Origin of the sequence: Yaniella halotolerans DSM 15476, from assembly GCF_000420805.1 — a bacterium.
Lineage (GTDB): Bacteria > Actinomycetota > Actinomycetes > Actinomycetales > Micrococcaceae > Yaniella > Yaniella halotolerans.
Map to the genome: position 1 here is coordinate 1,203,024 of NZ_ATVQ01000001.1, position 24,113 is coordinate 1,227,136.

The 24,113-nt window shown below is 57.2% G+C and carries 25 protein-coding genes; 13 read left to right on the forward strand and 12 right to left on the reverse strand.

What is annotated here, in order from left to right; genetic code table 11:
• Window positions 1-4 precede the first annotated feature (4 nt).
• From G583_RS0105810 to G583_RS16280, 3 genes are all read left to right on the forward strand, one after another.
• The gene (locus tag G583_RS0105810; protein ID WP_022870247.1) at window positions 5-1,165 is read left to right on the forward strand and encodes an acyl-CoA dehydrogenase family protein; all 1,161 of its coding nucleotides are present in this window, start codon (window positions 5-7) and stop codon (window positions 1,163-1,165) included.
• A gap of 492 nt (window positions 1,166-1,657) precedes the next feature.
• Window positions 1,658-2,392, forward strand: coding sequence for a hypothetical protein (locus G583_RS0105820; RefSeq protein ID WP_022870249.1), 735 nt, complete (start codon window positions 1,658-1,660; stop codon window positions 2,390-2,392).
• Window positions 2,385-2,987 carry an OmpA family protein gene (locus G583_RS16280; protein WP_022870250.1) on the forward strand — a complete coding sequence of 201 codons (603 nt, stop codon included), beginning with the start codon at window positions 2,385-2,387 and terminating at the stop codon, window positions 2,985-2,987. The genes G583_RS0105820 and G583_RS16280 overlap by 8 nt, the downstream gene beginning before the upstream one ends.
• A 12-nt stretch (window positions 2,988-2,999) precedes the next feature.
• Here G583_RS16280 and G583_RS0105830 read toward each other — a convergent pair whose 3' ends face one another.
• From G583_RS0105830 to G583_RS0105840, 3 genes are all read right to left on the reverse strand, one after another.
• Window positions 3,000-3,368 carry a hypothetical protein gene (locus G583_RS0105830; protein ID WP_022870251.1) on the reverse strand — a complete coding sequence of 123 codons (369 nt, stop codon included), beginning with the start codon at window positions 3,366-3,368 and terminating at the stop codon, window positions 3,000-3,002.
• Between the two features lie 79 nt (window positions 3,369-3,447).
• Window positions 3,448-3,666, reverse strand: coding sequence for a dodecin (locus tag G583_RS0105835; RefSeq protein ID WP_022870252.1), 219 nt, complete (start codon window positions 3,664-3,666; stop codon window positions 3,448-3,450).
• Window positions 3,667-3,840: 174 nt separating this feature from the next.
• Window positions 3,841-5,343, reverse strand: coding sequence for an alanine/glycine:cation symporter family protein (locus G583_RS0105840; protein ID WP_022870253.1), 1,503 nt, complete (start codon window positions 5,341-5,343; stop codon window positions 3,841-3,843).
• A 512-nt stretch (window positions 5,344-5,855) separates the two neighbouring features.
• Between G583_RS0105840 and G583_RS17050 the strand changes: the two genes are divergently transcribed.
• Together G583_RS17050 and G583_RS0105850 are read left to right on the forward strand one after the other, a co-directional pair.
• The gene (locus tag G583_RS17050; protein ID WP_281162069.1) at window positions 5,856-5,990 is read left to right on the forward strand and encodes a hypothetical protein; all 135 of its coding nucleotides are present in this window, start codon (window positions 5,856-5,858) and stop codon (window positions 5,988-5,990) included.
• A gap of 118 nt (window positions 5,991-6,108) precedes the next feature.
• Window positions 6,109-7,764: a long-chain-fatty-acid--CoA ligase gene (locus tag G583_RS0105850; RefSeq protein WP_022870255.1), complete on the forward strand. Its 1,656-nt coding sequence runs from the start codon at window positions 6,109-6,111 to the stop codon at window positions 7,762-7,764.
• Between the two features lie 28 nt (window positions 7,765-7,792).
• Here the strand turns inward: G583_RS0105850 and G583_RS0105855 are convergent, their stop codons facing one another.
• From G583_RS0105855 to G583_RS0105865, 3 genes are read right to left on the reverse strand one after another with little or no spacing between them, the layout of a single operon-like run.
• Window positions 7,793-8,593 (reverse strand): oxygenase MpaB family protein, encoded by an 801-nt coding sequence (locus tag G583_RS0105855; RefSeq protein ID WP_022870256.1) that lies wholly within the window; start codon window positions 8,591-8,593, stop codon window positions 7,793-7,795.
• Window positions 8,590-9,771 carry a hypothetical protein gene (locus tag G583_RS0105860; protein WP_022870257.1) on the reverse strand — a complete coding sequence of 394 codons (1,182 nt, stop codon included), beginning with the start codon at window positions 9,769-9,771 and terminating at the stop codon, window positions 8,590-8,592. The genes G583_RS0105855 and G583_RS0105860 overlap by 4 nt, the downstream gene beginning before the upstream one ends.
• Before the next feature lie 52 nt (window positions 9,772-9,823).
• Entirely contained in the window at window positions 9,824-10,603 is a 780-nt protein-coding gene (locus G583_RS0105865; RefSeq protein WP_022870258.1) for an aspartate dehydrogenase domain-containing protein, read from the reverse strand.
• 337 nt (window positions 10,604-10,940) lie between these two features.
• Between G583_RS0105865 and G583_RS0105870 the strand changes: the two genes are divergently transcribed.
• Window positions 10,941-12,854: an alkaline phosphatase gene (locus G583_RS0105870; protein ID WP_022870259.1), complete on the forward strand. Its 1,914-nt coding sequence runs from the start codon at window positions 10,941-10,943 to the stop codon at window positions 12,852-12,854.
• A 146-nt stretch (window positions 12,855-13,000) separates the two neighbouring features.
• Window positions 13,001-14,080 carry a WxL protein peptidoglycan domain-containing protein gene (locus tag G583_RS0105875; protein WP_022870260.1) on the forward strand — a complete coding sequence of 360 codons (1,080 nt, stop codon included), beginning with the start codon at window positions 13,001-13,003 and terminating at the stop codon, window positions 14,078-14,080.
• Window positions 14,081-14,098: 18 nt separating this feature from the next.
• Here the strand turns inward: G583_RS0105875 and G583_RS0105880 are convergent, their stop codons facing one another.
• Complete coding sequence (locus G583_RS0105880; protein WP_022870261.1) at window positions 14,099-14,632, reverse strand: GNAT family N-acetyltransferase; 534 nt, start codon at window positions 14,630-14,632, stop codon at window positions 14,099-14,101.
• 182 nt (window positions 14,633-14,814) lie between these two features.
• Between G583_RS0105880 and G583_RS0105885 the strand changes: the two genes are divergently transcribed.
• The 3 genes from G583_RS0105885 (at window position 14,815) to G583_RS0105895 (ending at window position 17,711) form a co-directional block, all read left to right on the forward strand.
• Window positions 14,815-15,699 carry a polysaccharide deacetylase family protein gene (locus G583_RS0105885; protein ID WP_022870262.1) on the forward strand — a complete coding sequence of 295 codons (885 nt, stop codon included), beginning with the start codon at window positions 14,815-14,817 and terminating at the stop codon, window positions 15,697-15,699.
• A gap of 192 nt (window positions 15,700-15,891) precedes the next feature.
• Window positions 15,892-16,500, forward strand: a complete 609-nt coding sequence (locus G583_RS0105890; protein ID WP_022870263.1) for a LemA family protein — start codon at window positions 15,892-15,894, stop codon at window positions 16,498-16,500.
• Window positions 16,500-17,711 (forward strand): DUF3137 domain-containing protein, encoded by a 1,212-nt coding sequence (locus G583_RS0105895; protein WP_022870264.1) that lies wholly within the window; start codon window positions 16,500-16,502, stop codon window positions 17,709-17,711. The genes G583_RS0105890 and G583_RS0105895 overlap by 1 nt, the downstream gene beginning before the upstream one ends.
• Before the next feature lie 3 nt (window positions 17,712-17,714).
• Here G583_RS0105895 and G583_RS0105900 read toward each other — a convergent pair whose 3' ends face one another.
• From G583_RS0105900 to G583_RS16285, 4 genes are all read right to left on the reverse strand, one after another.
• On the reverse strand, window positions 17,715-19,025 hold the full coding sequence (locus G583_RS0105900; protein WP_169558770.1) for an OmpA family protein: 1,311 nt from the start codon (window positions 19,023-19,025) through the stop codon (window positions 17,715-17,717).
• A 25-nt stretch (window positions 19,026-19,050) separates the two neighbouring features.
• The gene (locus G583_RS0105905) at window positions 19,051-19,245 is read right to left on the reverse strand and encodes a hypothetical protein (protein ID WP_022870266.1); all 195 of its coding nucleotides are present in this window, start codon (window positions 19,243-19,245) and stop codon (window positions 19,051-19,053) included.
• Window positions 19,246-19,346: 101 nt separating this feature from the next.
• Window positions 19,347-20,594, reverse strand: coding sequence for a serine/threonine-protein kinase (locus G583_RS0105910; protein WP_022870267.1), 1,248 nt, complete (start codon window positions 20,592-20,594; stop codon window positions 19,347-19,349).
• A complete protein-coding gene (locus G583_RS16285) occupies window positions 20,591-21,253 on the reverse strand; it encodes an RNA polymerase sigma factor (RefSeq protein ID WP_022870268.1) in 663 nt (220 codons plus the stop codon). The genes G583_RS0105910 and G583_RS16285 overlap by 4 nt, the downstream gene beginning before the upstream one ends.
• 91 nt (window positions 21,254-21,344) lie before the next feature.
• Between G583_RS16285 and G583_RS0105920 the strand changes: the two genes are divergently transcribed.
• From G583_RS0105920 to G583_RS0105930, 3 genes are all read left to right on the forward strand, one after another.
• The gene (locus tag G583_RS0105920) at window positions 21,345-22,148 is read left to right on the forward strand and encodes an aldo/keto reductase (protein WP_022870269.1); all 804 of its coding nucleotides are present in this window, start codon (window positions 21,345-21,347) and stop codon (window positions 22,146-22,148) included.
• A gap of 136 nt (window positions 22,149-22,284) precedes the next feature.
• Entirely contained in the window at window positions 22,285-23,214 is a 930-nt protein-coding gene (locus tag G583_RS0105925) for a DUF368 domain-containing protein (RefSeq protein ID WP_022870270.1), read from the forward strand.
• Window positions 23,192-23,614, forward strand: coding sequence for an NUDIX hydrolase (locus tag G583_RS0105930; RefSeq protein WP_022870271.1), 423 nt, complete (start codon window positions 23,192-23,194; stop codon window positions 23,612-23,614). Before G583_RS0105925 ends, G583_RS0105930 begins: the two co-directional genes overlap by 23 nt.
• A 15-nt stretch (window positions 23,615-23,629) precedes the next feature.
• Here G583_RS0105930 and G583_RS0105935 read toward each other — a convergent pair whose 3' ends face one another.
• On the reverse strand, window positions 23,630-24,046 hold the full coding sequence (locus G583_RS0105935) for a VOC family protein (RefSeq protein ID WP_022870272.1): 417 nt from the start codon (window positions 24,044-24,046) through the stop codon (window positions 23,630-23,632).
• Window positions 24,047-24,113: the final 67 nt, after the last annotated feature.

Sequence of the window (24,113 nt, forward strand, 5' to 3'; positions counted from 1 at the left end):
TACCATGATTCTGGACAACTACAACCCCATCTGGGAAACCGAAGAGCACACTGACCTTCGCGAAATGGCTCGCGACTTTATCGCCAGTGAACTGACTCCAAACCAAGAGCGCTTCGCCGAAAACCACGAAGTCGACCGGGAGCTCTGGAACAAAGCCGGCGACAACGGCCTTCTACTGGTCTCAGTGCCCGAAGAATATGGTGGCGGTGGCGCAGACTTCTCCCACGAAGCCGCCATCCTCTACGAACAGGGCCTAGCCGGAGATGATTCTTGGGGCTACAGCATTCACTCGACCATCGTCGCTCACTACATCGTGGCCTACGGTACCGAAGAACAGAAACAGCGCTGGCTGCCCAGACTGGCAACCGGTGAACTCGTCGCCGCCATCGCCATGACCGAACCAACAACCGGCTCGGATCTGCAAGCCATCCGTACGACCGGAACCCCCGACGGCGACGACCTGGTGATCAACGGTTCCAAGACGTTCATCACCAACGGATCCCAGGCCAACCTCATTGTGATTGTGGCTCGCACTAACGACAATCCTGGTGGCAAAGGCGTCTCACTAGTCGTGGCCGAAACGGACGGTCTCGAAGGATTTGCCCGTGGCCGTGTACTGGAAAAACTCGGTGCTCACGGTCAAGACACCCGCGAACTGTCCTTCACGGACATGCGTGTGCCAGCAGCAAACATCATTGGTGGGGAGGCCGGCGACGGTCAAGGCTTCCGCCAACTCATGCAGCAGCTGCCACAGGAGCGTCTAGCGGTGGCCATTACCGCGGTTGGTCAAGCCGAAGCAGCGGTTCGTCAGACCATTGAATACACCAAGGAACGCAAACTCTTCGGCCAGACCGTGATGGATTTCCAAAACACCAAGTTCACTCTGGCCGAGTGCGCAACCGAAGTACTGGCTACCAAAACGTTTGTCGACTACTGCATTGCCGAACACGATAAAGGCAACCTGACCAGTGAACAGGCATCCGCGGCAAAATACTGGGCGACCGACGTCCAGAACTCTGTGCTCGACCGCTGCCTCCAGCTGTGGGGCGGCTACGGGTTCATGATGGAATACCCGATCGCCCGCATGTACGCTGGCGCCCGCGTCCAGCAGATCTATGCTGGCACCAACGAAGTGATGAAGGAACTCATCGCCCGCGGGTTCTAAGGCTCAGGTGAACTAATTGCTCCTAGTAAATCAACCCCGGTGTCACAGCGGAACGGCGCGATGACACCGGGGTTGAGATCCATAGTTACCTCGTGGGATATGGATGGTGAGGAAGTTTTAGCGGGCGTACATCCACAGGGCAGCATTGAGAATGCGCAATGGTTCGGTGTGTCAGATTTGCGATCATCGACATGGAGCGCTTTTAAGCTAGCCGGGTTCGGTCGGCAGAAGATGTTCCAGGATGTGCAGTCAGACGTAGCGTGATGTGGCCCGCTCAGAAAGCGTCGTGAGGCTCCTTGGCAGATGGCACTAATACTAGACTCCACGATTTGGTTGTAGGCTCGAGAGGTCTACCCTTATCTACCGCGGAATCCGCGTGAGTCATGTATAGCTCAATAAACATGCCATAAACTGCCTTGCGATCATTGACGATGGAGTCCGCCCCGGTCGAAACTGTGTAGACAACATCCGGCTGAGGAGAGGACCAGCACGATGACACGCACACCAAAACCCGCACTGGCGGTATTGAGTTTATTTGTTTTAACGGCTTGCGGAGCAGGGGGCGACGAGGCTCCCGAGGTGACCCCAAACCAGGACCAAACTGAGCCGGGAGACGTCGCTCCCGACGAGGGGGCAGCTGAAGGCGCGGATGCGGAAGAAGAATCCGCCGATGCTCAGGATGGTCCGCAGGACGGCACCCGGAGGATGGACGACGCGATGGAAACCATCACCTATCCGATGCAAGGCTATGACGGAGAAATCACGATGGGACTGTTGCCCCCGGAGGTTCAGGGTGACTCGATGCAGGTTTCCGTCGTGTTTGAGCCGCAATTTGAAAACGAAGATGAAAGCGTGGAGTTCAGGGAGCTTCACGGCGAGATCGGCTCCGTGCTGGCACCCGTGGTGAATGACCGTGAGAACATGAAGGCGTATCACGTACCGCGAGTATCGACCAACCCGCACGTTCAAGGTGGCGGCTGGTTTGCTGGACGGTTTGCACCAGAAACGTGGGCATCAGCAATCGGTGACGTTGAAGTTCGCTCGGGTGAACAGTATGTGCACTGGGCACACTTCCCGGTCCCTGAAGACGACATCGACACCGTAGACGTCGCTGTGGTTCCAGGCGCTCAAGAATTCCAGAACGTGCAAATCGACTGGGGCGACACGCAACCCGGTTCGGGAGACACCGGTGAAAGCACCGACGACGAGGATGATGACGATGCGTGATGCGCGTTGTGGTATGTCAGTTGGTGTGCTAGCTGCAGGTTGTATCGGTGCGCTGTTGTTGACCGGAGCGCTCCCGGCCGACGCCGAGCCGGAGTCCCCGTCGCCCGAGGCGACCGAGCAGCCCGACCTTTCAGGTGAGAGCTGGGAGAACGCTGTGGTTGCCTATGACCCCGAAAATGCGATCATGCGTTATGATCTCGACCGATTCATTGAACGTCTCGGCGACAGGGAATCGGAAGAAGACAACGTGATCGTCTTGGAAACCGACATCCTGTTCGAGCCCAACAGTTGGGAACTGCCGGACAGCGCTTCGGATGAGATCAATGAACTTGTCGCCGACGTTGCTGATGGCGCCACGGTAGAAGTCACCGGGCACACAGACTCCAGGCCCGTGCCCGATTCCTTTGACTTCGACAACCAGGAGCTGTCCGAGCAGAGGGCCGACGCCGTCGCGGAGGTACTCGAAGCCGAGCGGTCCGATTTCGCCCTCACCGTTGAGGGCTTGGGCGATTCGGACCCGGCAGAAACCGAGGATGTCGAAGAGCCCGGGACCTTTGCAGCTAACCGTCGAGTTGAAATCCACTACGACGGCTGACTGGAAAAGAAGTTATGCCTGAATGCTGTCTTGTCTGCGAGCGGTGACCATGGAGCGTATGCCGACGATCACGTAGATGATGAGCAGGATGAAGGTCAGGGTGCTGGTGATAACGGCGGCTGGCCGTTCGGCGTCACCGGCAAACAGTTCACCCAGTTGCATGACATTCATCGAGGTCCCGAGTATGCCTAAGACCGCAACGACTAGCGCAATGATGAGGCCGACTTTGGCGTTCTTGAGGGCAATGAGACCGCAAATCAGCATGATGAGTCCAAGGATGGCTGGAATCAGCGCCGTCCAACTGGCAAATGCGGTAGCGATATAGGCGATAATCCCCATCACGATGAGGACGGCGCCGGTTCCGATGGTGGTGCGAGGCATGGTGTTCCTAACGTAGAAATGGTTACGCGGTGCAACTCTAATCGAGGCTGCACCGCGTACCAATGTGTCCTAGTGGGCGTTACTCACCTTTGGTTTCGTGGCGGAAGCCGATCTTGATGGTGACTTGCCAGTCGACGACGTGTCCCTCATTGAGATTTCCGCGGACCGACTGCACCTCAAACCAATCGAGGTTGTGCAGGGTTTTGGACGCCTCTTCGATGGCGTTGGCAATGGCGGTGTCAGTACCGTCGGGTGACGTGCCTACGATTTCGGTGATGTTATAAATATTGTCGACCATGATTTCCTCCTGGTTGTCGGCCCTGGGCCGGTTCCCTTTGAGGGCCTGGTGTTTGCAACGCTACGTGGCCAAGAGGTGGTCGTCTACCCCGGAACAGCGACGCCGCCGCATGCACCCGAAGAGGAAGAGGAAGGGTACACGCGACGGCGAAGTCGTGTTTTGGTGTGCTGGTTGCTAGGAGGGTGGCGAGTTCTTGCCGACACCGTAGTTGCGCGAGGAGCCGACGACGTCGCCGGATTTCCATTCGTCCCATCCGGGCCGACCAGCCATGAACGTTTCGATTTGGTCGGCATCTGCTTCGAGCTTCGGATCGTGCTTGAGGTAGTGCTTCGTCTCTCGCACAATGAGTCCCGACAGGATTGCCAGACCGATGAGGTTTGGCAGCGCCATCAGACCATTGAAGATATCCGAGAAGAGCCAGACGACCTCGAGTTCTGCGGTAGCGCCAATGAAGACGACCAATGAGAAGAACACGCGGAACGGCATGACCAGGCTACGTCCGAAGAGGCGTTCAATGTTGCGCTCGCCGTAGTAGGACCAGGAGAGCATGGTGGAGAACGCGAAGAGCACCAGCCCGATGGTCACCACCCAGTGGCCCCATTGGCCGGGAAGACCGTGGCTAAACGCTTCGCCGGTCATCAGTGAGGCTTCGATTTGTTCACCGGTCTCGGGGTCGGACTGGCTCCAGGTACCGGTGGTAATGATCACCAGTCCGGTGAAGCTGACCACAATGATGGTGTCGATGAAGGTCTGTGTCATGGAGACCAGACCCTGGCGGACCGGGTGGCTTGTTTGAGCTGCAGCTGCTGCGATAGCGGCGGAGCCGAGGCCGGATTCGTTGGAGAACATACCGCGAGCCACACCGAACTGAATGACGATAATGATGGCAGAGCCAGTAAATCCACCAGCTGCTGAGGTGCCGGTAAACGCGTCGGTGAAGATCTGGGCGAGCGCGCCTGGCAGAGCGTTCAGGTTTGCCAACAGAATGAAGATCGCGCCGGCGACGTAGAAGATCACCATAATTGGCACCAGGCCAGCAGTGACTCGACCGATGGATTTAATGCCACCGACCAATACCAGCATGACGCATATGGTGAGTATCAGGCCGGTGATCCAAATGGGGACGCTCCAGCTGCTCTCCACGTTCGAGGCGATGGCATTGCCCTGGGTCATGTTGCCGATACCGAAGCACGCGATGACTGCGAAGATAGCAAACGAGAATGCAAGGATTTTACCGATTGGCCCCTTAATGCCGCGGGAGAGGTAATACTGCGGGCCACCGGATTTCTCGCCGGCGGTATCTGTGCCACGGAACCGGACGCCGAGATATGCTTCGGCATACTTCGAAGCCATGCCGACGAGACCGGTCACCCACATCCAGAACAGCGCACCGGGTCCACCGATGGCCAAGGCTGTGGCAACGCCAACGATATTACCGGTGCCGATCGTGGCCGCTAACGCCGTCGTCAACGCCTGGAACTGTGAAATATCGCCTTCGGAGCCGGGATCTTTTCGCCGAATGATGCCCAGTGTCAGTGCCGGGATCAGTTTCGTGAACTGTAACCCGCCAAGACGAATGGTGAGATATAACCCCACACCGAGCAGGAGGGGGATGAGGAAGAACGGCCCCCAGACGAAGGAACTAATCTGATCAAGGATGTCGAGAAGTTGAGTCATTGCTATGGAACCCCTTAAGGCTGGTCCATAAAGGACTTCGGTGAGTGATGATATTGGGTGATGTGTGTCACGTTATTTGGATAGCCTACCGGAGGAGTCAAGGATTCAATAGACCTTCGAGACTTCTCGGCCTAGCGCACTTCCTGCAGATCAGCAGGGGCTTTGCGCGGATTCTGGATATCCTGCGCGCCACGAGTTCAGGACCCAGTAGTCCTCATCTATCTGCCGCAGAATCCGCATGCGTCATGTACGCGCAAATAAACAATGTCTCAACGTGTCTCGCGCATTAACCCTACTGTCTGCTCCAAAGGAAAATATATAAAGGACATAAAGCGACGAAGAGGACTCCACTCATGAAGCGTGCGTCCAACCAACCCTCGCGGTCCTTGGGTTATTTTTGTTGAGAGCCTGTGGCGCAGGTGATGACGCTGATCCGCCGGTGTTGCCACCTCGGGGCAGACGGAACCCGGTGACGTGGCTCCCGAGGACCAGGCACCTGAAGCTTCGGAGGGTTGACCGATTCATTGAGCAACTCGGGGATGGCGAATCCGACGAGGACACCCGTCGCCGAAGTGCTGGAAGCTGAACGCTCCGACTTTGACCTCACCGTTGAGGGGCTTGGCGATGCAGGGCCGGCAGGTGACTGACACTTTGATTGAGCAAGTTTCACTTGCAGTAAAAGTGTTAGCATTCCTTCACGGCGAGCCGCCTCTCCGATATTGTGGTGTAGAGCACACTGCTTTCTTCCTCGACGTTAGGACCACCATGTCGCCAGTTGTTCACGGTTACCCATCGACCATGCAAGACGACTATCAGCTCACGATGGGCCGGCTCATCCGCCAATCCGTCCGTTCTTTTCCGGACACGGAAATCGTGCACCGTAATTCCAACGGCGAATGGGGACGCACCACCTACCGGGAGAACTTTGAACGAATTGAACGCGGGGCAGCAGCACTGGCCAAACTCGGCGTGCGCGTCGGCGACCGTGTTGGAGTGATGGACTGGAACTCCCTGCGGCACTATGAACTGTACTGGGCGGTGCCGGCCATCGGCGCAGTGTTCACGCAACTGAACCTTCGCCTCGGAGATGAGGATCTGCTCTACGTCATGGAGGACACCAAAGCCTCGGTGGTGGTGGTCGATGAGACGCTGGTGCCGATGATGGAGGCGATCGCCAAGCGTGCCGAGCACGTGAAACATTGGGTCATCCTGTCCGACGGCAAAATTGACCACAATCTCCCCAACGCCGTCTACTACGAAGATCTCATCGCGGAGGCCGAACCATTAGATGAGTGGCCAAATATGTCCGAAGACTCCGCATTTGCTGCCGGCTACACCACCGGCACGACGGGACGGCCAAAGGGCGTGTTCTATTCGCACCGCTCGCAGTTTCTGCACGCCTACGCGTTTATCAACGGTCTGAATGTTACGCCGTTTGATGTAGTCATGCCGATTACGCCGATGTTCCATGTGCTGACCTGGGGTACCATCCAGGCTGCCGTGTTGGCCGGTGCAAAACTCGTGCTGCCCGGGCAGTTCTCTGCTGACACCCTCGGAGATATTACCGGTGCTTTGACTGATGAAGGCGTGACCGTGACCAACGGTGTACCGGCTATCTTCTCGCCGATGCTCCAGGTGCTCAAATCTAAGGGAATTGAAGACCTGACTGGACTGCGTCTGTTATGTGGTGGAACCGAACCACCGCTGTCGATGATCACCGAGTACAAGGACGCTTTTAACGCTGAAGTTGTGCACGCCTATGGTGCTTCGGAAACCTCACCGTTGGTGTCAGTCAACCGCATCACCCCGGCTATGCGCGAGCATCTGACCGAAGAAGAAATTCGAGCCTATGGCTCCAAGCAGGGACGCATTCCGGTCAATGTCGAAATGAAAATCGTCGATGGCGTTGGCAATGAAGTGCCAGCCGATGGCAAGACCGAAGGCGAGATGCTGATCAAGGGCCCGTGGATTACCGCAAGCTATCACGGCATGTCCGATGAGGAAATGGCCGATAAGTTCGTGGACGGCTATTGGCGTTCCGGTGATGTGGCGACCATTGACGAAAACGCCTTCATCAAGATCACTGATCGGCTCAAGGATGTCATCAAATCCGGTGGCGAATGGATTTCATCGATCGACATGGAAAATGCGATGGTGGGCCACCCGAAGGTCAACCAGGCCGCAGTTGTTGGGCTTGAGCACCCGAAGTGGGATGAGCGACCCTTTATGTTGTTGGTGTTGCTCGAAGGTGAAGAGATTACCAAGGAAGAAGTTGATGAACACCTGCTGAAACAGTTTGCCAAGTGGCAGCTGCCCGAACAGTTCATGGTGGTCGATGAAATTCCCGCGACCTCGGTGGGCAAGATCGATAAGAAGGTTATTCGCAGCCAATACGAGGATCTGTACACCGATCAGGGATAACAGCAGGTGCCCGGCTGCTTCCCGGTCCCTAGGGTCTATGCGAATCGTGTTTGGGGAGTCCGGAAACCACGAACCGTGCCGGTGCATGTCGAAGCCCAGCGGGCAGGCGGGGATACGTGTGGCGGAGCGTGCGCCACAGAAGGTCTTCGCGTTGAGACTCGGCGCCATTCCAGACCAGGTCGAGCTGGACTCGAATCCGGTCGGGTAAGAGTCCAGCGGTCAAAAACCTGGCAAGTGGCATGGCGGTTCGTAGCCATGCGGGCGCACTTTGGGCGGCAAAAAGATCCGTCATGATCTGTCGTGCGCCATCAGAGACCTCCAGGGACGACACCTGGTGATCCCAGTACCGTTGGAAGGCGTGACGATCTTGGGGCCACGCATCGTGAGGCATACCTAGGGCAGTACCTAGTACGGCGTAGCTGCGGTAGATTTGTTCGGCGTCGGCGGGATGCTGTTCGCCCCAGATGCGCCAGCGAATCTGCTCTGCGGTCCAATACAGGGTTGCGGTGACCCAGCGCTGCGTATCGGGGTCGGCAGCGCTGTATGGTGACCCGTCAACAAATCCTTCAACCGGTATATGGGCCTGTCTGACCCAATTGGTCACGGTGTGTTCGGCTGTTTGGGCCTCGGGCAGCACAACCGCGAAGATATATTGCAGCGTGCGAGACAGCCGGCCCAGCGGATCTGCCGTGAAGTTGGAGTGCTGCTGCACCCCGGCTGCGACCGATCGGTGGGCCACCTGCAGCGCGATAGCAGCCCCGGCACCGGCCAGGACGATACCTTCCCGACCTAACTGGGCGCCGGTACGCGGTGAACGGACGGGACTCATGGTGCGGCTTTCGCAACCGTGGTGTCCGCGTGCCCGTTGAGCTCTTGATCGGGTTGCACGTCGGACTGTTGCCGGGTGGCATCGAAGACCATGCCGTCAACAGTTCGAATCAGGACAACCAACCAGGCGAAAATGATCCCAGCGAACGCCAGTTCGAGCGCGGTGAGGTTGTAGTAACCGAAGGGCTTCCACAAGGCCACCGCAAAAACTCCGAGCCCTAGCATCAGGTAGCTGATGACATACATTGCTGCGGGTGCGCCCGGTAACCAGATTGGAGCGCTCAACAACAGGATGACAAATGTGACCGCCAAGATTTGCACGAAGCTGGTGTGGATCGGGTCATGGAGGTGAATCGAGATCACGGAGAGGCCAATCATGCAGATCCCCATTACGATCATGCCGACTTTGAGCATTCGGACGAACCCGGGACGCTTGCCCTGACGCTTTCGGTGGGCGATCCACGTGTAGAGGTCCTGGGAGATGAAGTTCGCCAGCGTGATCAGGACGATCCCGGAGACCGTGATGGTGGTATTGAACGTCCAGAAGGACAGCACGCCAGCCTGCAGGGTCCCCAGTTCGGAGAAGAATCTATGCCACCAGTATGGGTTTTCCGCCAGGAGCATCGAGGCCAACACCCCGGCGCCCATGAACAGTGCCAGGAGTGTGGAAATTGAGGTCGTAGAGACTCGTGAGGCAGAACTGAACCCGAAATAGGCCGCCGCAGCGCCGACGATGCACAGCATGACGGTGGCTGCAATGGCGTCGACGACTAGCCCTTGAAACGCTTGCTGAAAGAGCCGGAATGTACTCAGCGAGGCCAGTGTCGCGATGGCCCCGTGGGTGATCATCAGTCCAGTGAAATCAATGATCCACCAGCCCCAGAATCTGCGCCGCATCCATCGCAGGCTGCCCTCTTCTGGACTGGTGGCAATGATGAGTCCTAACAGAGCAGAGATGCCGGCGGCGATGCCTGCTGTGATACCAGCGATCGTCCCCACGGAGTAGTCGGCAGAAAGTGGCGTGAGTTTGCCGGAGAAGGTGAGCAGGCCCGTCGCAACCGCCAATGTAGCGAATGCGATGGCAACCCAAATTGCTCGGGATTCTAGCCCGGCCCCGGACTTTCGGGTCCGGTCCACCGGGGCTGCACTCATCTTTGGTTCTAGCTCGATATTGCTCACACCACCATCCTAATTCGACACAGTATGACAGGGATTTAGAGCCTATGGCCATTTAGCCGCGGCGGATATGCGGCTCGAGGCGGCGAATCGTTGCTGCCAGCGAGAGCGCCGTCGTTCCAGAGGTCGCCGGATTGATCGGGCTGGGGGAGGATACAAATTCGAACGTGAATTTCCCAGCGTCACCGGAAACTTCGATGTGGTGGGCGGAATCAGTGCGCACCGGATCTGCGACCAACTGGACCTGGACGCGTTGCAGCGAGGTAGTCAGAGGTTTTGAACCGCGCGTGGCATAGGCGAGTGCGGCCGCGACATTGACGTTGCCGGGGAATCTTTCGATCGCATCAATTGGATTGCCAGTGAAGATGGTTTCAGGCTCGGTGAGTTCTTCTAGCCGATTAGCCTCGTGCTGTGACATCCACGATTGAATCAGTCCGGTCGGGGCTTTTGAGGTGGTGATCGAGACGTGGTCGAGTTGGTCCGCCACGGCCTCAAAGAGGTCGAAGCCACCGATGGCGCCATTGGTCACGTGTAAATGCGGGGTCATTAACTGCTCGGCGGTTGCCGGATCCGCCAGGGCACCAACCGAAGTGAGGACGAAGGGCTTATCAACTCGCGGCAGGAACTCCTTGGCGACGGGAACGCCTGCGGCCTCGACCACCAGATCGGCTTCGGCAACGGCTTGTTCAAAGTGCTGGGCAGTGATCAGCCGGACACCGTGGGTACCGCGCTCCCGGTGCCCACCGATATCGCGCACCATCGCGGTGAACTCGTGGTCGAGCAACCGAACGATGTGCCGACCAATGGAGCCAAAGCCCAACAGCAAAATCTTCATGTGCCCAACTGTAGTGAATCCACAGCCATAAATGTTCCACGGCAGTGTCCTGGGTCACCAAGCTAAACGACGAATGAACCAAACCACGCTGAAGTTGACCGGATCTGTCTATGACAATGTCCAGTTTGGCGCGACATACTGCGCTTTACGCGGGAATGTTTGTGCTGAAAAAGGTTCGAAAAAGAGTTGTTGCCGTATTCACTCGGTGGTGTTTTTCGCGTTATACAGCTTCCTTACAGTGAAGTCTGGTCGCCCCCATGAGGGTGGCCGACAGCCAGACTGCACAACCGGTTTGGCTTATGGAAACCTCTCATCATCGTGAACGGAAGATTCCTACATGTCGAAGATTAGTATCCAGCGCGCCGCGACCGGTGTGTTGGCAGCTGCCGTGGTTGCCGGTGCCGTTGTTGCACCCGCCAACGCAGATCAGAACAGCGCCGAAGCTCCCAAAAACGTGATCGTCATGATCGGTGACGGTATGGGCTACAACCACGTGGTCAATACCAACCTCTATGAAACCGGTCAGTCGCAATACATTACTTCCGGTGAGGCAGGCGACGTCACCGAACACGACGGCGATGCCGTCCAGGTCTACGAAAACTTCAACCACCTGGGCCTGACCACCACCTCGTTGACCAGCCTGGCTGCAGATCGGGAATATGACTCAACCGACGCGTGGGGTGACTTCAACTGGGCGAAAGACAGCCCAACAGACTCCGCCGCTGCAGGTACCGCCATGGCCACCGGCACCAAGGTCGAAAACGGCGCCCTGAACGTGGACCCGGAAGGCAACGAGCTCAAGACCATGTCCGAGCTCGCGCATGAAACCGGTCGTTCTGCAGGCGTGGTTTCCTCGGTCCAGTACAGCCACGCGACTCCAGCTTCCTACGCGGTAGCTAACGAGAACCGCAACAACTATCTTGAAATCGGCGACTCGATGGTCAACGCCGAATACCTCGACGTTGTCATGGGTGCAGGCCACCCAGAATACGATGACAGCGGCCAAGAAAAATCCGCCTCGTACGATTACATCGCTGAAGACACCTACAATGCGGTTTCCAACGGCGAGACCGACTGGGACTACGTCGAATCCAAGTCTGACTTTGAAGCGCTCGCCAACGGTGAGATCGGAACCGAGAAGGTCTTTGGTCTGGCCCAGGTTGAAACAACCTTGCAGCAGGCTCGTGGCGGCGACTCAGAAGGCAAGCTGCCGGGCGAAGTGCCATTTAATGACAATGTTCCAGACCTGCCAACCATGTCCGAAGGCGCACTCGAAGTTCTTGGCCAGAATGAAGACGGTTTCCACCTCATGATCGAAGGTGGCGCGATCGACTGGACCGGTCACGCAAACGAAACCACTAGGAACATCGAAGAAACCCAAGACTTCAACGCCTCCGTTGAATCCGTAGTCAACTGGGTCGAAGAAAACTCGTCCTGGGATGAAACCCTGCTCGTGGTCACCGCTGACCACGAAACCGGATACCTGGGCGGTGCCGAAGACGATCCAGCGTTCACCGAAATGACCGGTGAAGCCGGTGAGCTACCAACCGTTGGCTGGTCATCCGGTAACCACACCAACCACCTGGTCCCATACTTCTTCAAAGGCGCCGGCTCGGATGCCATCTTGAACTCGACCGTCGGTGAAGATGATGTTCGCGGTGGTTACATCGATAACACCACCGTTGCCAACCTCTTCAAGGATGAACTCTGGGTTGAGCAGGACGACGGTTCTGAGGAGCCGGCTGAGGGTGATATTCCTGTTGAGGCCGATGTTCGCGGACTGGGCGATAACAATGATGGCGAAAACCCTGACCCAGGCTCACTGGTGCTGTCTGTTTCTGAAGGCTCTGCCTCGTTGGGCAACCAGCGCAACGCCGGTGACCGCCTGCGTATGACCGGTCAAATGCCCTCGGTAGCTGTCACTGACACCCGCAATGAAGCTAATGGTTGGTCTGTTGCCGGGCAGTCCTCGGATCTGACCGCCGGTGATGAAACTGTCTCCGCTGATCACTTGGGTTGGGTACCAAACGTCGTCGATGAAGACGAGAACCCCATCCCAGGTGGCGCAGTAGCCGGAACCTTGACCGGTGGCGAAGGCCTGGCCACGCCACAGACCCTTGGGCAAGCCGACGCTGACAACCGCATGGGCTCGACCGAACTGGCCGCTGACCTGAACCTGGAAGTCCCAGTCGACACCGCATCTGGCACCTACGAAGGCGCCCTGTCGGTCTCACTATTCCCAGTTGACTAACAGGCAGGTTCAGCCACGCTAACCCACCACGCACCCACCATGTGCACTCCACACGACGTCGGTCTACCATCGGCCCGCTGCACGCGGTCCGAGGGGGCCGACGTCGTTGGTATTTCCGTTTACTTCACTGACGAAAGACCCTGACGATGTCCTCCAAATCCGCTGCTACCACCCATCGCACAACTTTCGCCGCCCTGTTTGCGGTGCTGCTGATGCTTGTGGCGACTATACTCCTTGCACTGCCTGCCGCTGCTGATGGCGAAGAAGCGCCATCCACCGTATGGTCGCTGACCCCTGCTGCGCAGGAGGACGAAGACGACCGAGTGTCATTCCGCTTTGATGTGCCTCCGGGTGAAAGTGTCGAAGACGCCGTCGAGCTCACAAACTTCTCCGCCCAGGAGGCCACCTTCACGTTAGAAGCCGCCGACGGGATTGTCTCGGATTCCGGGGTGTTCGACATCTTGCCGCCGGGTGAAGACAACGAGGCAGCAGGCCAGTGGGTTGAGCTTGAACAGCAAGAGGTCACCGTCCCAGCCGATGAGACTGTGACCGTGCCGTTCACCGTGACCGTCCCCGAAAACGCGACCCCCGGCGACCAACCGGCGGGTATTGCCGCTTCGGTCTCCTCAGGGGCCGACGAAGATGTTTCAATGGTGTCCCGCGTCGGAACTCGCATTCACCTACGTGTTGACGGCGATATTATGCCCACGCTAGCTGTGAAGGACATGGATGTTGACTATCAGCAGAACTGGAATCCCTTCGCGCCGGGCACCGCAACCATTACCTACACTGTTGCCAACGAAGGAAATGTGCGCCTCGGTGCTCAACAAGCGCTGCACTTGTCCGGCCCGTTTGGCATTGCCGGGGCTGATGAACAGCCCGAGCCCATCCGCGAAGTGCTGCCCGGTAGTGAAGCCCAGGTACAGGTAGAACACGATGTGTGGCCATTATTTGCGCTGAATTCGACGGTGGAGCTTGAGCCGCAGATCGTTGGCGAGGACGAGGTCGATGCCGAGCTCACCACAAGTTCCGGTGAAACCACTGCTGCAGCCATTCCGATTCCGCAGTTGATCATTGTGCTCATCCTCGGCGTACTGATCTGGTGGCTGGTCTCCAGCAAAAAACGCAAGCAGAAGAAATTTGAGTCAGCCGTCGCTGCGGCAGCTGCCAAACGTACTGGCGAAACGGATACTGACGATGAGGCCACCACTGCTTCACGCGAATAGCGATGATGACTTCGTGTTTTAGGAGCGCAGTACGAGCCGGTAGTGCACATGCGGTGCTTGTTCCCCGGACGGCGTCTTGTCCATGCCGCGGGCGACCTCTTCAAACCCTGCACGTTCCACGACGTACTTGGAGGCGTAGTTGTCTTCGACATTTCGTGCGATGAGCTCACGCAGCCCGCTTTGCTTCGCGAACGTGGCCGCAAGTTTGAGGGCACCCAGTGCATGACCGGATCCACGCTCCTGGGGTAGCAGCCAGACCCCTACCTCGGCGCTATCCCGAGTCGCGTTGAACAACACCAGACTGCCGAGAAAGGTGTCCGAGTCATCGACAATGCTCAACAACCCCAAATCGCCACGGGACAGTCCTAGCGGCGCAACGGTCTCGGCGAGTTGTGCGACCGATCGCTCCGTATGTTGTGCCGCTGGTAGATAGCCAAACTCCTGGATGAGTGGATCCTGGACAGCCGCGAGGTAGCGTCCGGTATCCTGGGCCGCAAACACCCGCAGTGTGCGGATACCGTCGCTCAGAGGCAAGAACGAGGAATTTAACATATTCCCAAACTATCACGGTTCATGGTATAAGCCCATGGTCAAAGTTGTGGAGCTGGCTGCGCACTAGTTTGTCGCTGATGAGGCCCTGGTTTCGCTGGGCTCCAATATTACAGTGAGAACTAGCTGACCCGCATCTGTCCGATGCGCACGGCAGCAGACCCTTTTGAGAAGGAGCTTTGAGCATGGCAAAGAAAATCTACATTGCAGTAGGTGTCGATGTTGACGCCGTCGGAGGCTGGCTAGGTTCATACGGTGGCGAAGACTCACCGAACGATATTTCTCGCGGACTCTTCGCGGGTGAAGTCGGTGTCCCACGCTTGCTGCAGTTGGCCCAGCGACGCAAGATCCCGTTCACCTGGTTCTGGCCGGGCCATTCGATTGAAACCTTCCCCGAGCAATTCGACCAGGTAGTCCAAGCTGGTCACGAGATTGGACACCACGGCTACTCACACGAGAACCCGCTGGAGATGTCTCCGGAGCAAGAGACCGAGGTTTTTGAATATGTGTTCGACCTGATTCAACGTCGAGCGGGCAAGGCGCCCGTGGGTTATGTTGCACCGTGGTGGGAGATGTCCCATTACACGAACGAGCTGCTCTCCAAAGCAGGTATGCTGTATGACCACTCATTTATGCACCGTGACTTCACCCCATATTATGTGCGTGTCGGGGATACCTGGACGAATATCGACTACCAGGCGGAGTCTGCTAAGGAATGGATGAAACCATTGGCGCGAGGTGAAGAGACGGACCTGGTCGAGATCCCGGCGTCCTGGTATATCGATGATCTGCCACCGATGATGTTCATCAAGTCCAGTCCGAACTCACACGGGTTCGTGAACCCACGAGATATCGAAGAACTCTGGCGGGACCAGTTCGACTGGGTATACCGGGAAATGGACTATGCGGTGTATCCGATGACACTACACCCCGATGTTTCTGGTCGTCCGCAGGTGTTGCTGATGCTCGAACGGCTCTTTGATCATTTCGCTTCCCACCCGGGCGTGGAGTTTGCGTTCATGAAGGATATCGCTCAAGACTTCAAGCAGCGATATCCGCGCAACGCATAGTCAACGCATGTTCTAGCAAGCGGTCGCTGCAGTTCAACGGATCTCAGAACTGTAGCGGCCGTTTTGTGTTCGATACCCTTTCACCGAATATTCAGCCCATTATCCTTCAACTTCACCATGCTCCAAGCAAAATTTGTGGTACTCTATAGTGCTTTAGTCACCTACAAGAGTTTTTGTTAGGAATGTTGTCCTGTGAACATACCTTGGGTCCCAATTATCGCTGGCGTAGTTGTCCTCGTCCTGGTCATTTGGTTGATCAGCACGTACAACCGGTTGGTGAAGTCGCGCAACTCCTCGACCGAGGCGGTACGCGGTATCGATGTGGCATTGGAAAGTCGCTTTGATCAGATTAAAGCGCAAGCCGATGCCGTATCCGGCATAGTGAAAAAAGAAGTCGATCTGGTGCTGGATGCCACCGCGCTGCGTACCGGTCGCACTATTGATCAGTTGACCATCTCCGAAAAGATGGAAGTCAACGCCGCGATGGAAGACGCCGAGCAGAAACTCATGAACGCTGCAGCTCAGGCCAGTCCAGGACGTCTTGCATCGATCGAAAATTATCCGGAAATCCAGACCCACGTCAACGTGGAGCTGTTGCAGCGCACCATCAATGAGGCGGAAGAGCGTTTGCAGGCCGCACGCCGGGTCTACAACCGTTCGGCCACCGTATATAACACCCACCGTCAGACATTTCCTACGATGCTGATCGCTGCACCGATGGGATTCAAACACCACGAACTCTTTGAGCTAACCGATCAGCGCAAGCAGGCCGGTTATAACTTGGAAGGCTACCTCGACTAATGCATGATCGTATCTCCGCCCCAGACTTCGATACCGTCTGGACGAAAATTGAACAAGACGCTGGTCAGCTCTCCCGCAATACTGCGTGGATGGGATCATGGAGCGGCAAAGGTCTACTCCTTGGGCTTCCGGCTGTCCTCGGCGTCGTACTGATCTTCGTTGCGCTCCTGTCTTTTTTCATCGGCCAGCCCCTGTTCGCGCTACTTTGCATCGTCGTCGGTCTCGCGCTGATGATCCCATCGGTCATGATTGGCCTTCGCCATCATAAGCAAGCTTCCGATCAACATGCGCAACAAGTGGTCGCGCCCATGATCGAAGCACTGGCTGAAGGCATGACGGCGACGTCAGCTACCGGCCAGCAAGCCGAGTTGAAAGCCAGCTACGACCCACAAGGCGGCATCCCGGTCTCGGTGCTGAGCACCTCCGGTTTCATCCGGGATCCAAAAGCCCGTCAAGAAGACTTCATCAGCGGCACGTTTGGTGACACCCGGTTCATGCTGTCAGATGTGAAATGGCAGAGCTCGGAAGTAGAACTCAGCGACGAGTCGAAAGCCCGCCTGGAGCGCAAGCGACGTCGCGAAGAACGAGCGAACGACCGTGAGCTACGCGAAAAACACGGGGTGCACTGGCGGTACTACAAAGAGCGTCAGCAACGCGGTGGTTCGCTGTTAGATTTCGTACCAGACTCCATCAAAAACTCGGTGCAGGAAAAGTACAGCGAGTTCGAAGCCATGTCCGAAGCCGCCGGACCATCCATGGTGATGTTCGCCGCCGATTTCCACAAGGACTTTAGCTCGAAAACCTACCTGCTGCCTCGCAAAACAGAATCCCAGGCGATTCGGAACTTCACCGAAGACAGCGCGGCAGGCGACGGCATGGAACCGATGGAACTGGAAGATCCAGGTATTACCAAGCGCTTCGCCGGTTGGACCAGCGATCAGGTGGAAGCCCGCTACCTGCTGTCCCCTGAGCTGATGTTGGCCATCAGCGACGTCTCCGACCGGATGGGGTCGGAGCGTATCGCCGTGTCCTTCCGTGGTTCGTGGATGTACTTCGCGGTGGTGTTGGATGAAGACCGTTTCAGTTTCCAACTGGATACTGACAACGACGGCGGATATAGCGTCGCCAAAGCTATCTACGAAGACCTGGTGACCTTTTTATCGTTGGTCGAACACTTCAACCTCAACACCAGGATCTGGTCCAAGGCCTAACGGCTACTGGCCCTCGACGCCTCCGCCTTCGGTTTTATAGTCGATCTCAGGCTGGTAGTCCACCGGCTTGACGGTAATGACTACGCGACGGTTCTCCTGACGACCCTCTTCTGAGTCGTTACTGGACCGTGGGTTTTCATCGCCCAGACCTTTGGCGGAGATGTCGTCGTTCGCGACGTCGGCGTTCTCCTGCAACCAGGTGACCACCGATTGGGCACGCTTCTCAGAGAGGTCGGTGTTATCGGCATATTCCTGGCTCGGCAGGTCGTCGGTGTGCCCTTCCACGGTGATGGTGTAGTCGTCCTCGCGCAGGGCAATGTCATCGGCGATCGCCTTCAGCTCGCCCTCAGCTTCGGAGCGTAGCGCGTGGTCATCGCTGTCGAAGAGCACATCGCCCTCGGTGGTGTAGGAAATGACCTGGTCGTCTTCGGCGTAATCGGTGTGATCTGCGCCGTCAACCTTGTAGGTCTCTAAGAGGTCGGATTCTACGAATGCAGAATCAACCGTGATGGTCGGTACCTGGTAGCTCGGGACGACTTCTCCAGGCACTGAGGCGCCACTTTCGGTAATATCCGATGAACGGTTGATGCTTTCGGTCATCGAGAACGAGGCCATGATGTAGGGACGCGAAATATGTGGACGAATCACCTGGGCCACGTAGTCGCTTTCACCGGCCTCGGGCTCGGTCTGGCACACCTGTTCTTGGAACACACCCTCTTCCTTGATGGGTTCGGACTCAAACGCAGGTTGGACTTCTTCTTCGATCACTGTGCCGTCGGGTAGTTCAACCGCGGGCAGCTTGCGTTCCGGGACGCGATACCCCGGAATATATGAACCCGAGACTTCTACGGCCGGTAAGCAGCCGCCCGGTGCCGCGTATTCGATCACACAGCCGGATTGGCCTACGATCTCAGGGATCACCAGTTCAGGCATACCCGGTACGGTGACCTGCTCGCCATCAATCTCTACGGTCTGATCACCAACGGCATCGATGCGCTGTTCTTCTATGACGACGTCATCGAGCCACTCAACGGTTGCACCGGGTGTTTCTTCGGCTTCCTTACACTCGGTAAATTCCACCGGGTCATCAATCTCAGCAACCAGGGCGTCACCGTAGTCGGGATCGGTCTCCGTCGGGTTCTCTTTGGAACCATCGGTTCGTTCTGCCGGAGTCGTGCTGCCCCCGTCATTTTTTGTGATGTCCTCGTCGTCAAAACCGGCCTGCTCGTCGGTGGCGCACGAGGTCAATGCGAACGCGCCCACCAGTGCAAGGCCTAATGTGCTGCGAAGGATTGCGGTCTTTCGGGTGGTCATAGTGTCTCCCAAGGTAGTGGTGATGCTACGTTCGTTCATTGATTGCTGATTCATAATGGATGACGGTTTCGTGCGCGTCGGCCGGCACCGTTGGGGGTAACGTCTGCACCCCGTCCTCCAAGAACCCCGACGGGATATCGGTGCCGCACCCCGTCAGAGTCAGCACGCCGAAGAGTACGAATCCTATGATCGTGCGCTTCAAGGTGGAGCGGGTGGTCATGAGTTTCCCCTTACCGATTCCGTGCAGAAGTGATGTTCTACCCGTAAGTCGGTGGGGAGATGCAAAAAGTTGCCCACATTTTCAAAAAATTTTTAGCGCGGTTATTCCGTGACCGTCACGCGGTGGCGAACCTCCATCTCATCGCCATCTGGGCTGCGAGCACGCAGAATCACTTCGGTAGTGCCTGGTTCGGTAGCGGTCATAGTTGCCTCGGCATCATCGACGATGCTCGTCCCGGTGGGCAGCGACCAGATCCAACTGTGCACGCCGTCGGTTTCAGCCTCAAAGGTGGCGGCTTCACCCACTTCGACTTCCTCGGGTCCATTAATGGCAATCGAAGCGTCATCGATCTCCGAAGGATAGTGGTCGCCACCAAAGAACATGCCGGCGACCAATCCGATGATCCCGGTAACGATGGCCAGACCAATCAACAGCAGAGTCGAGGTGCGCAGCGGTTCACCACTGGTGGGGGTGGGAATGGAATCCGGAAGGTCGTCCCCCTGAGTATTGGGGTAGTTATTTCCCCGGTGTTGCAGCTGTGGCGGGGGAGGAGCCTGGATTTTTGGTGGCGGCGGGGCCAGTGCGGCCTCAATGTCGGTCAACCACTCAATAATGGTTTGGTGACGGCGGCCCGGGTCAGTTTCCAGGCCGCGTTGGAGTACATTGTGGAAGTCTTTGGGTAGGTTCGCGCCCTCAACCACCCAGGACATCAAAGCGGACGCGGCCCAAATATCGGCGCGTGTATCAACCATGCCGGGCTGGGATTGCTCTGGAGGACGGAATCCTGCGGTCCCACCGGAAACCGTTAACCCAGAGTTGATGGCCAGGTCTTTGCACATGCCCAAATCCGACAGCAAAAGCCGTTCATCAGCACCAACCAGTTGTGCCCCTGATCCATCCGCGACGGCAGTTGGTTCGGTCGCGAGCAAGAGGTTGCCCGGACTCAAATCGCGATGCACGAGTTGGGCCGCGTGAATGGCTTCGAGCGCTTGGGCCAGCGGGCGGGCCATACTCAGCAGATCTTGGGCATTTGGGTGCCACCCTTGCGCTCGCAGTTTGCGTACCCGGCCCGCGAGTGTGCCGCGATCGGCTAATTCCAAGACGAGGAATGGCTGTTGGCGTTCGGCTTCACCGATGTCATGCACGGTGATGACGTGTTCCGACGCTACGCGACGTAGGCTGCGCCCCTCGGCGATGAAGCGTTCCCGGATTTCGGGGTTCAGACTGTGGTTTTCGGCCAACATTTTGACCACCACGGTGTCTTCCAGCAGGTCATCGGTGGCGCGGTAGACGGTGGCGAATGAGCCTACCCCCATGACTTCACCCAGCTGGTAGCGCCCGGCGATCATCCGGCAACTCCGGTGTCACGCAGGTGTGCGGCAACCATGGCGCGACCACGCGCGATCTGCGCTTTGACCGTGCCTTCTGGTCGATCCAACCGTTCGGCAATCACCGCATAGGCGTGGCCTTCAATATCACGCAACACGACGGGCACTTTATACAGCTCAGGCAGTGCGTCCAACGCTTCGTGCACGGTAGCCCGTGTGGCAATAATAGAGCTCATCCGGGCAGCAGGCGAGATATCATGATCTTCCAACGGCACCGTGGAACGCTGTCGGCGCAGATGATCCACCACCCGACGCCGAACGATACTGTGCACCCACGTGGTGACCTTACTGCGGCCGTCATAGGAGCCGACCGAATCGGCAACCGAAATCAGTGCATCCTGACTGACATCATCGACGGCGGCCTGGTCTAGCAGAGCACCTGCTGCGAAACGGCGAACCGTACCGGACGCATCGAGTGCCTCGACCAACAGCTCAGTTGCTTGCGGTTGCGACTTGGCATACCGCGCGAGCATATCGAGCACGGTATCCAAGTCGGGCGACGTCGTCAGTCCGGTGGTCAATTTGCGAGCGGTTATGTAGTTGGCGTTTTGGAGTGCCTGATCTAGTGTCTCGACGGTCTCAGAGACATCCTGAGGAAGATCATCATTGGCTCGCATCATGGAGCAAAGTCTATTGGCACAGGGGTTGCATTTGTAGTCTTTTACCAACGTGTCCGAACCCAACCGTGATTCGTATGTTTAGACTGGGCCTATGCGCTCAGATCTCATTGGATTCGGAACACTCGTACAAGCCGGTAAAGGCGACCCAGACGTATATCGTACGGCAGCACTGTCTGCTCTCGACATCGGGTATCGAACGCTGGACACGGCGCTGCGATATCAAAACGAAGTCCAGGTGGGCCAAGCCATCGCGCAAACCGATGTGGCCCGTGAAGATATCACCGTCACCACCAAAATCCCGGGACGTTTTCAGGGTTACCACGAAGCCAAAACATCAATTATCAGATCTCTGAATGATCTGAAGCTGCCGTTTGTTGATGCTGCGCTGATTCACTGGCCGCTACCGGACCAGCACAAATACGTTGATACCTGGCGGGCCATGATTGAAATGCGTGATGCCGGACTGATCCGGACCATCGGTGTTTCAAACTTCCTGCCAGAACATCTGCAGCGGTTAGCTGATGAAACCGGCGAGATGCCCGCCATCAACCAGGTGGAGATGCACCCATACTTTGGGCAGGCCGAACTGCGGGAGTTTCACCAGAAATACGACATCCAGACTCAGGCATGGTCACCACTGGGTCGCACCGCAGACATGATCGAAGATCCGGTACTCGCCACCGTCGCAGACAAACACAGCACCACACCGGCGGCCGTCGTTTTGGCCTGGCATGTGCACCACGGCTCGATGCCGCTGCCGGCCTCATCCCATCCGGAACGCCAACGAGCTAACCTCTTCTTTGATGTCGAGCTCGATAACGATGACCTCACGGCTCTCGACGGTCTCGAACGCGGTCGGCTCTTCCAAGACCCAGCCGAGCACGAAGAGTTCTAACCGGCAGTGTGTGAGCGTAGCAAAAATGCGCAGATGTGCGCTTAAACACGCTCTCAATCCGCGGATACGTGTCTTAAATTGAGCCGACATCCAGGCAGCTAAAGTAATCTATGTCCGATCAAAGGATTGTGAGTAGATGACCCAAACACCCCAGAGACAAACGTCGCTGCTAGGAAACCTCATTCGCGGTGCCCTCATCGGCATCGTCGAAACCATCCCCGGCATTTCCGGGGGCACCGTCGCCCTCGTCGTGGGGATCTACCAAGGGCTCATCGAATCTGCTTCAGCCCTGATCCGTTGGGCACTGTCTTTGGTCCGTGGCCGTCGCGCAGAAGCCCGTGAATACTGGGGCACTATCTCCTGGCGTCTGCTGATCCCCTTGGGCATCGGTATGGTTGCCGCGGTATTTACTGTTGCCGGGCCGGTGGTGAACCTGGTCGAGACCTATCCGGAACAGATGCGCTCGTTGTTCTTTGGCATGGTCGCTGCTTCGGTACTGGTGCCGCTGCTCATGGTCCGCGACGACGTCAGTTTTCGTCGCAAGCGACTCGGTATCAAACACCTCATCTTCTTCATGGTTGCCGCAATCGTCACATTCGTCGTACTGTCGCTGCCTGCGACACTGTCGTTAGAACCGCACTGGTACACCATCATGCCGGCCGCCGCAATTGCTGTTTCTGCGCTGGTGCTGCCCGGCCTGTCTGGTTCGCTGGTTTTGTTGACGGTCGGGCTTTATGAGCCCACTTTACGTGCGGTCGAAGCGCTGGACCTCGGGTATATCGCGGTCTTCGGGGCAGGTCTCGTGCTTGGCGCGGGTGTCGTGGTGCAACTTATGAAGTGGTTATTGGATCACCACCATTCAACGACGCTGATCGTACTTTCCGGTTTGATGATCGGTGCGCTTCGAGCCTTATGGCCCTATCAAACCGAAGACGGCGGGCTGCAGCCCATTGGCGATACTCTCGGCCTCGACATACTCTTGGTTATCGGCGGTGCCGCAGTTGTGCTCACCATGATCTGGGCGGATCGGAAAATGAGCCGACGTGCACCCCAGCCCGCCTATTAGAGTCTCGGCCGTCGTCCTCAGCGACAGCGACGGACGCATCGCACTGGTACGCAAGCATCACACCAGGTTTTTTATTTTCCCGGGCGGTAAACCTGAGGTCAATGAAAACGGCGTCGCCACTGCGGTCCGTGAAGTGTACGAGGAACTCGGGGTACCGCTTGATCGCACCGATCTCGTCCACTTGGGAAACTACACGACCCCGGCCGCCAATGAAACCGGGATGGAACTGTTCTCACAGGTGTATCAAGCTGGGTTGCCCGTTGACGTTCCTGTCATTGCTCAGGCTGAAATTGACGAGCTGATCTGGGTGGATCCCGCCGAGATCAGGCTGCCGGTTGGCACCGACCTGGCCCCGCTGAGCCGAATGATGCTCGAAAAAATAGTCCAACGCCCGTCGTGAGCCGAGGCGGGTGGATCATGCTTCGCAGGAAAATGCCCACATCACGCCGAAGCGATCAAAGACCTGCCCATACCAGTCGCCCCAGGGTGCTTTCTGGAACGGCATGCCGATGCTCCCGCCGGAACGCAGCTGCTCGATAAGCTGCTCGGCTTCTTCTGGTGTATCGGTCGTGTAAAGCAGGGAATATGCGGTGCCTCGGATGGGATACTCGTCTTCTGAATCCATGGAGTCCCCGGCTGCAATTACCCCGTGGGGGAGCGTCAACGTCGAATGTGCAACAGCACCCGGATCAGGTTCGAAACCCAGATCCTCCATCGGCGTATCTTTGTAGTACAGAATTTCTAAGTCCCCACCGAATACTTCGTGCCAGTGGGTCATGGCTTCAGCAGTCGTGCCGGGAAGTGCAATGTATGTTGCTAATGAGGTAGCCATCGGTGATTCCTTCGATTGAGGTAGCAAGAGTCTAAAACTCGACGAGACACGATGACAAGAGCGTTTC

Excerpts from the sequence above, each read along its gene's own strand:
- G583_RS0105870 (WP_022870259.1), top strand. The coding sequence starts at position 10,941 with ATGTCGAAGATTAGTATCCAGCGCGCCGCGACCGGTGTGTTGGCAGCT.
- G583_RS0105830 (WP_022870251.1), bottom strand. The coding sequence starts at position 3,368 with ATGCCTCGCACCACCATCGGAACCGGCGCCGTCCTCATCGTGATGGGG.
- G583_RS0105885 (WP_022870262.1), top strand. The coding sequence starts at position 14,815 with ATGGCAAAGAAAATCTACATTGCAGTAGGTGTCGATGTTGACGCCGTC.
- G583_RS0105910 (WP_022870267.1), bottom strand. The coding sequence starts at position 20,594 with ATGATCGCCGGGCGCTACCAGCTGGGTGAAGTCATGGGGGTAGGCTCA.
- G583_RS16285 (WP_022870268.1), bottom strand. The coding sequence starts at position 21,253 with ATGATGCGAGCCAATGATGATCTTCCTCAGGATGTCTCTGAGACCGTC.
- G583_RS0105880 (WP_022870261.1), bottom strand. The coding sequence starts at position 14,632 with ATGTTAAATTCCTCGTTCTTGCCTCTGAGCGACGGTATCCGCACACTG.
- G583_RS0105835 (WP_022870252.1), bottom strand. The coding sequence starts at position 3,666 with ATGGTCGACAATATTTATAACATCACCGAAATCGTAGGCACGTCACCC.
- G583_RS0105905 (WP_022870266.1), bottom strand. The coding sequence starts at position 19,245 with ATGACCACCCGCTCCACCTTGAAGCGCACGATCATAGGATTCGTACTC.
- G583_RS16280 (WP_022870250.1), top strand. The coding sequence starts at position 2,385 with ATGCGTGATGCGCGTTGTGGTATGTCAGTTGGTGTGCTAGCTGCAGGT.
- G583_RS0105925 (WP_022870270.1), top strand. The coding sequence starts at position 22,285 with ATGACCCAAACACCCCAGAGACAAACGTCGCTGCTAGGAAACCTCATT.
- G583_RS0105920 (WP_022870269.1), top strand. The coding sequence starts at position 21,345 with ATGCGCTCAGATCTCATTGGATTCGGAACACTCGTACAAGCCGGTAAA.
- G583_RS0105900 (WP_169558770.1), bottom strand. The coding sequence starts at position 19,025 with ATGACCACCCGAAAGACCGCAATCCTTCGCAGCACATTAGGCCTTGCA.
- G583_RS0105895 (WP_022870264.1), top strand. The coding sequence starts at position 16,500 with ATGCATGATCGTATCTCCGCCCCAGACTTCGATACCGTCTGGACGAAA.
- G583_RS0105820 (WP_022870249.1), top strand. The coding sequence starts at position 1,658 with ATGACACGCACACCAAAACCCGCACTGGCGGTATTGAGTTTATTTGTT.
- G583_RS0105855 (WP_022870256.1), bottom strand. The coding sequence starts at position 8,593 with ATGAGTCCCGTCCGTTCACCGCGTACCGGCGCCCAGTTAGGTCGGGAA.
- G583_RS0105875 (WP_022870260.1), top strand. The coding sequence starts at position 13,001 with ATGTCCTCCAAATCCGCTGCTACCACCCATCGCACAACTTTCGCCGCC.
- G583_RS0105865 (WP_022870258.1), bottom strand. The coding sequence starts at position 10,603 with ATGAAGATTTTGCTGTTGGGCTTTGGCTCCATTGGTCGGCACATCGTT.
- G583_RS0105840 (WP_022870253.1), bottom strand. The coding sequence starts at position 5,343 with ATGACTCAACTTCTCGACATCCTTGATCAGATTAGTTCCTTCGTCTGG.
- G583_RS0105935 (WP_022870272.1), bottom strand. The coding sequence starts at position 24,046 with ATGGCTACCTCATTAGCAACATACATTGCACTTCCCGGCACGACTGCT.
- G583_RS0105810 (WP_022870247.1), top strand. The coding sequence starts at position 5 with ATGATTCTGGACAACTACAACCCCATCTGGGAAACCGAAGAGCACACT.
- G583_RS0105850 (WP_022870255.1), top strand. The coding sequence starts at position 6,109 with ATGTCGCCAGTTGTTCACGGTTACCCATCGACCATGCAAGACGACTAT.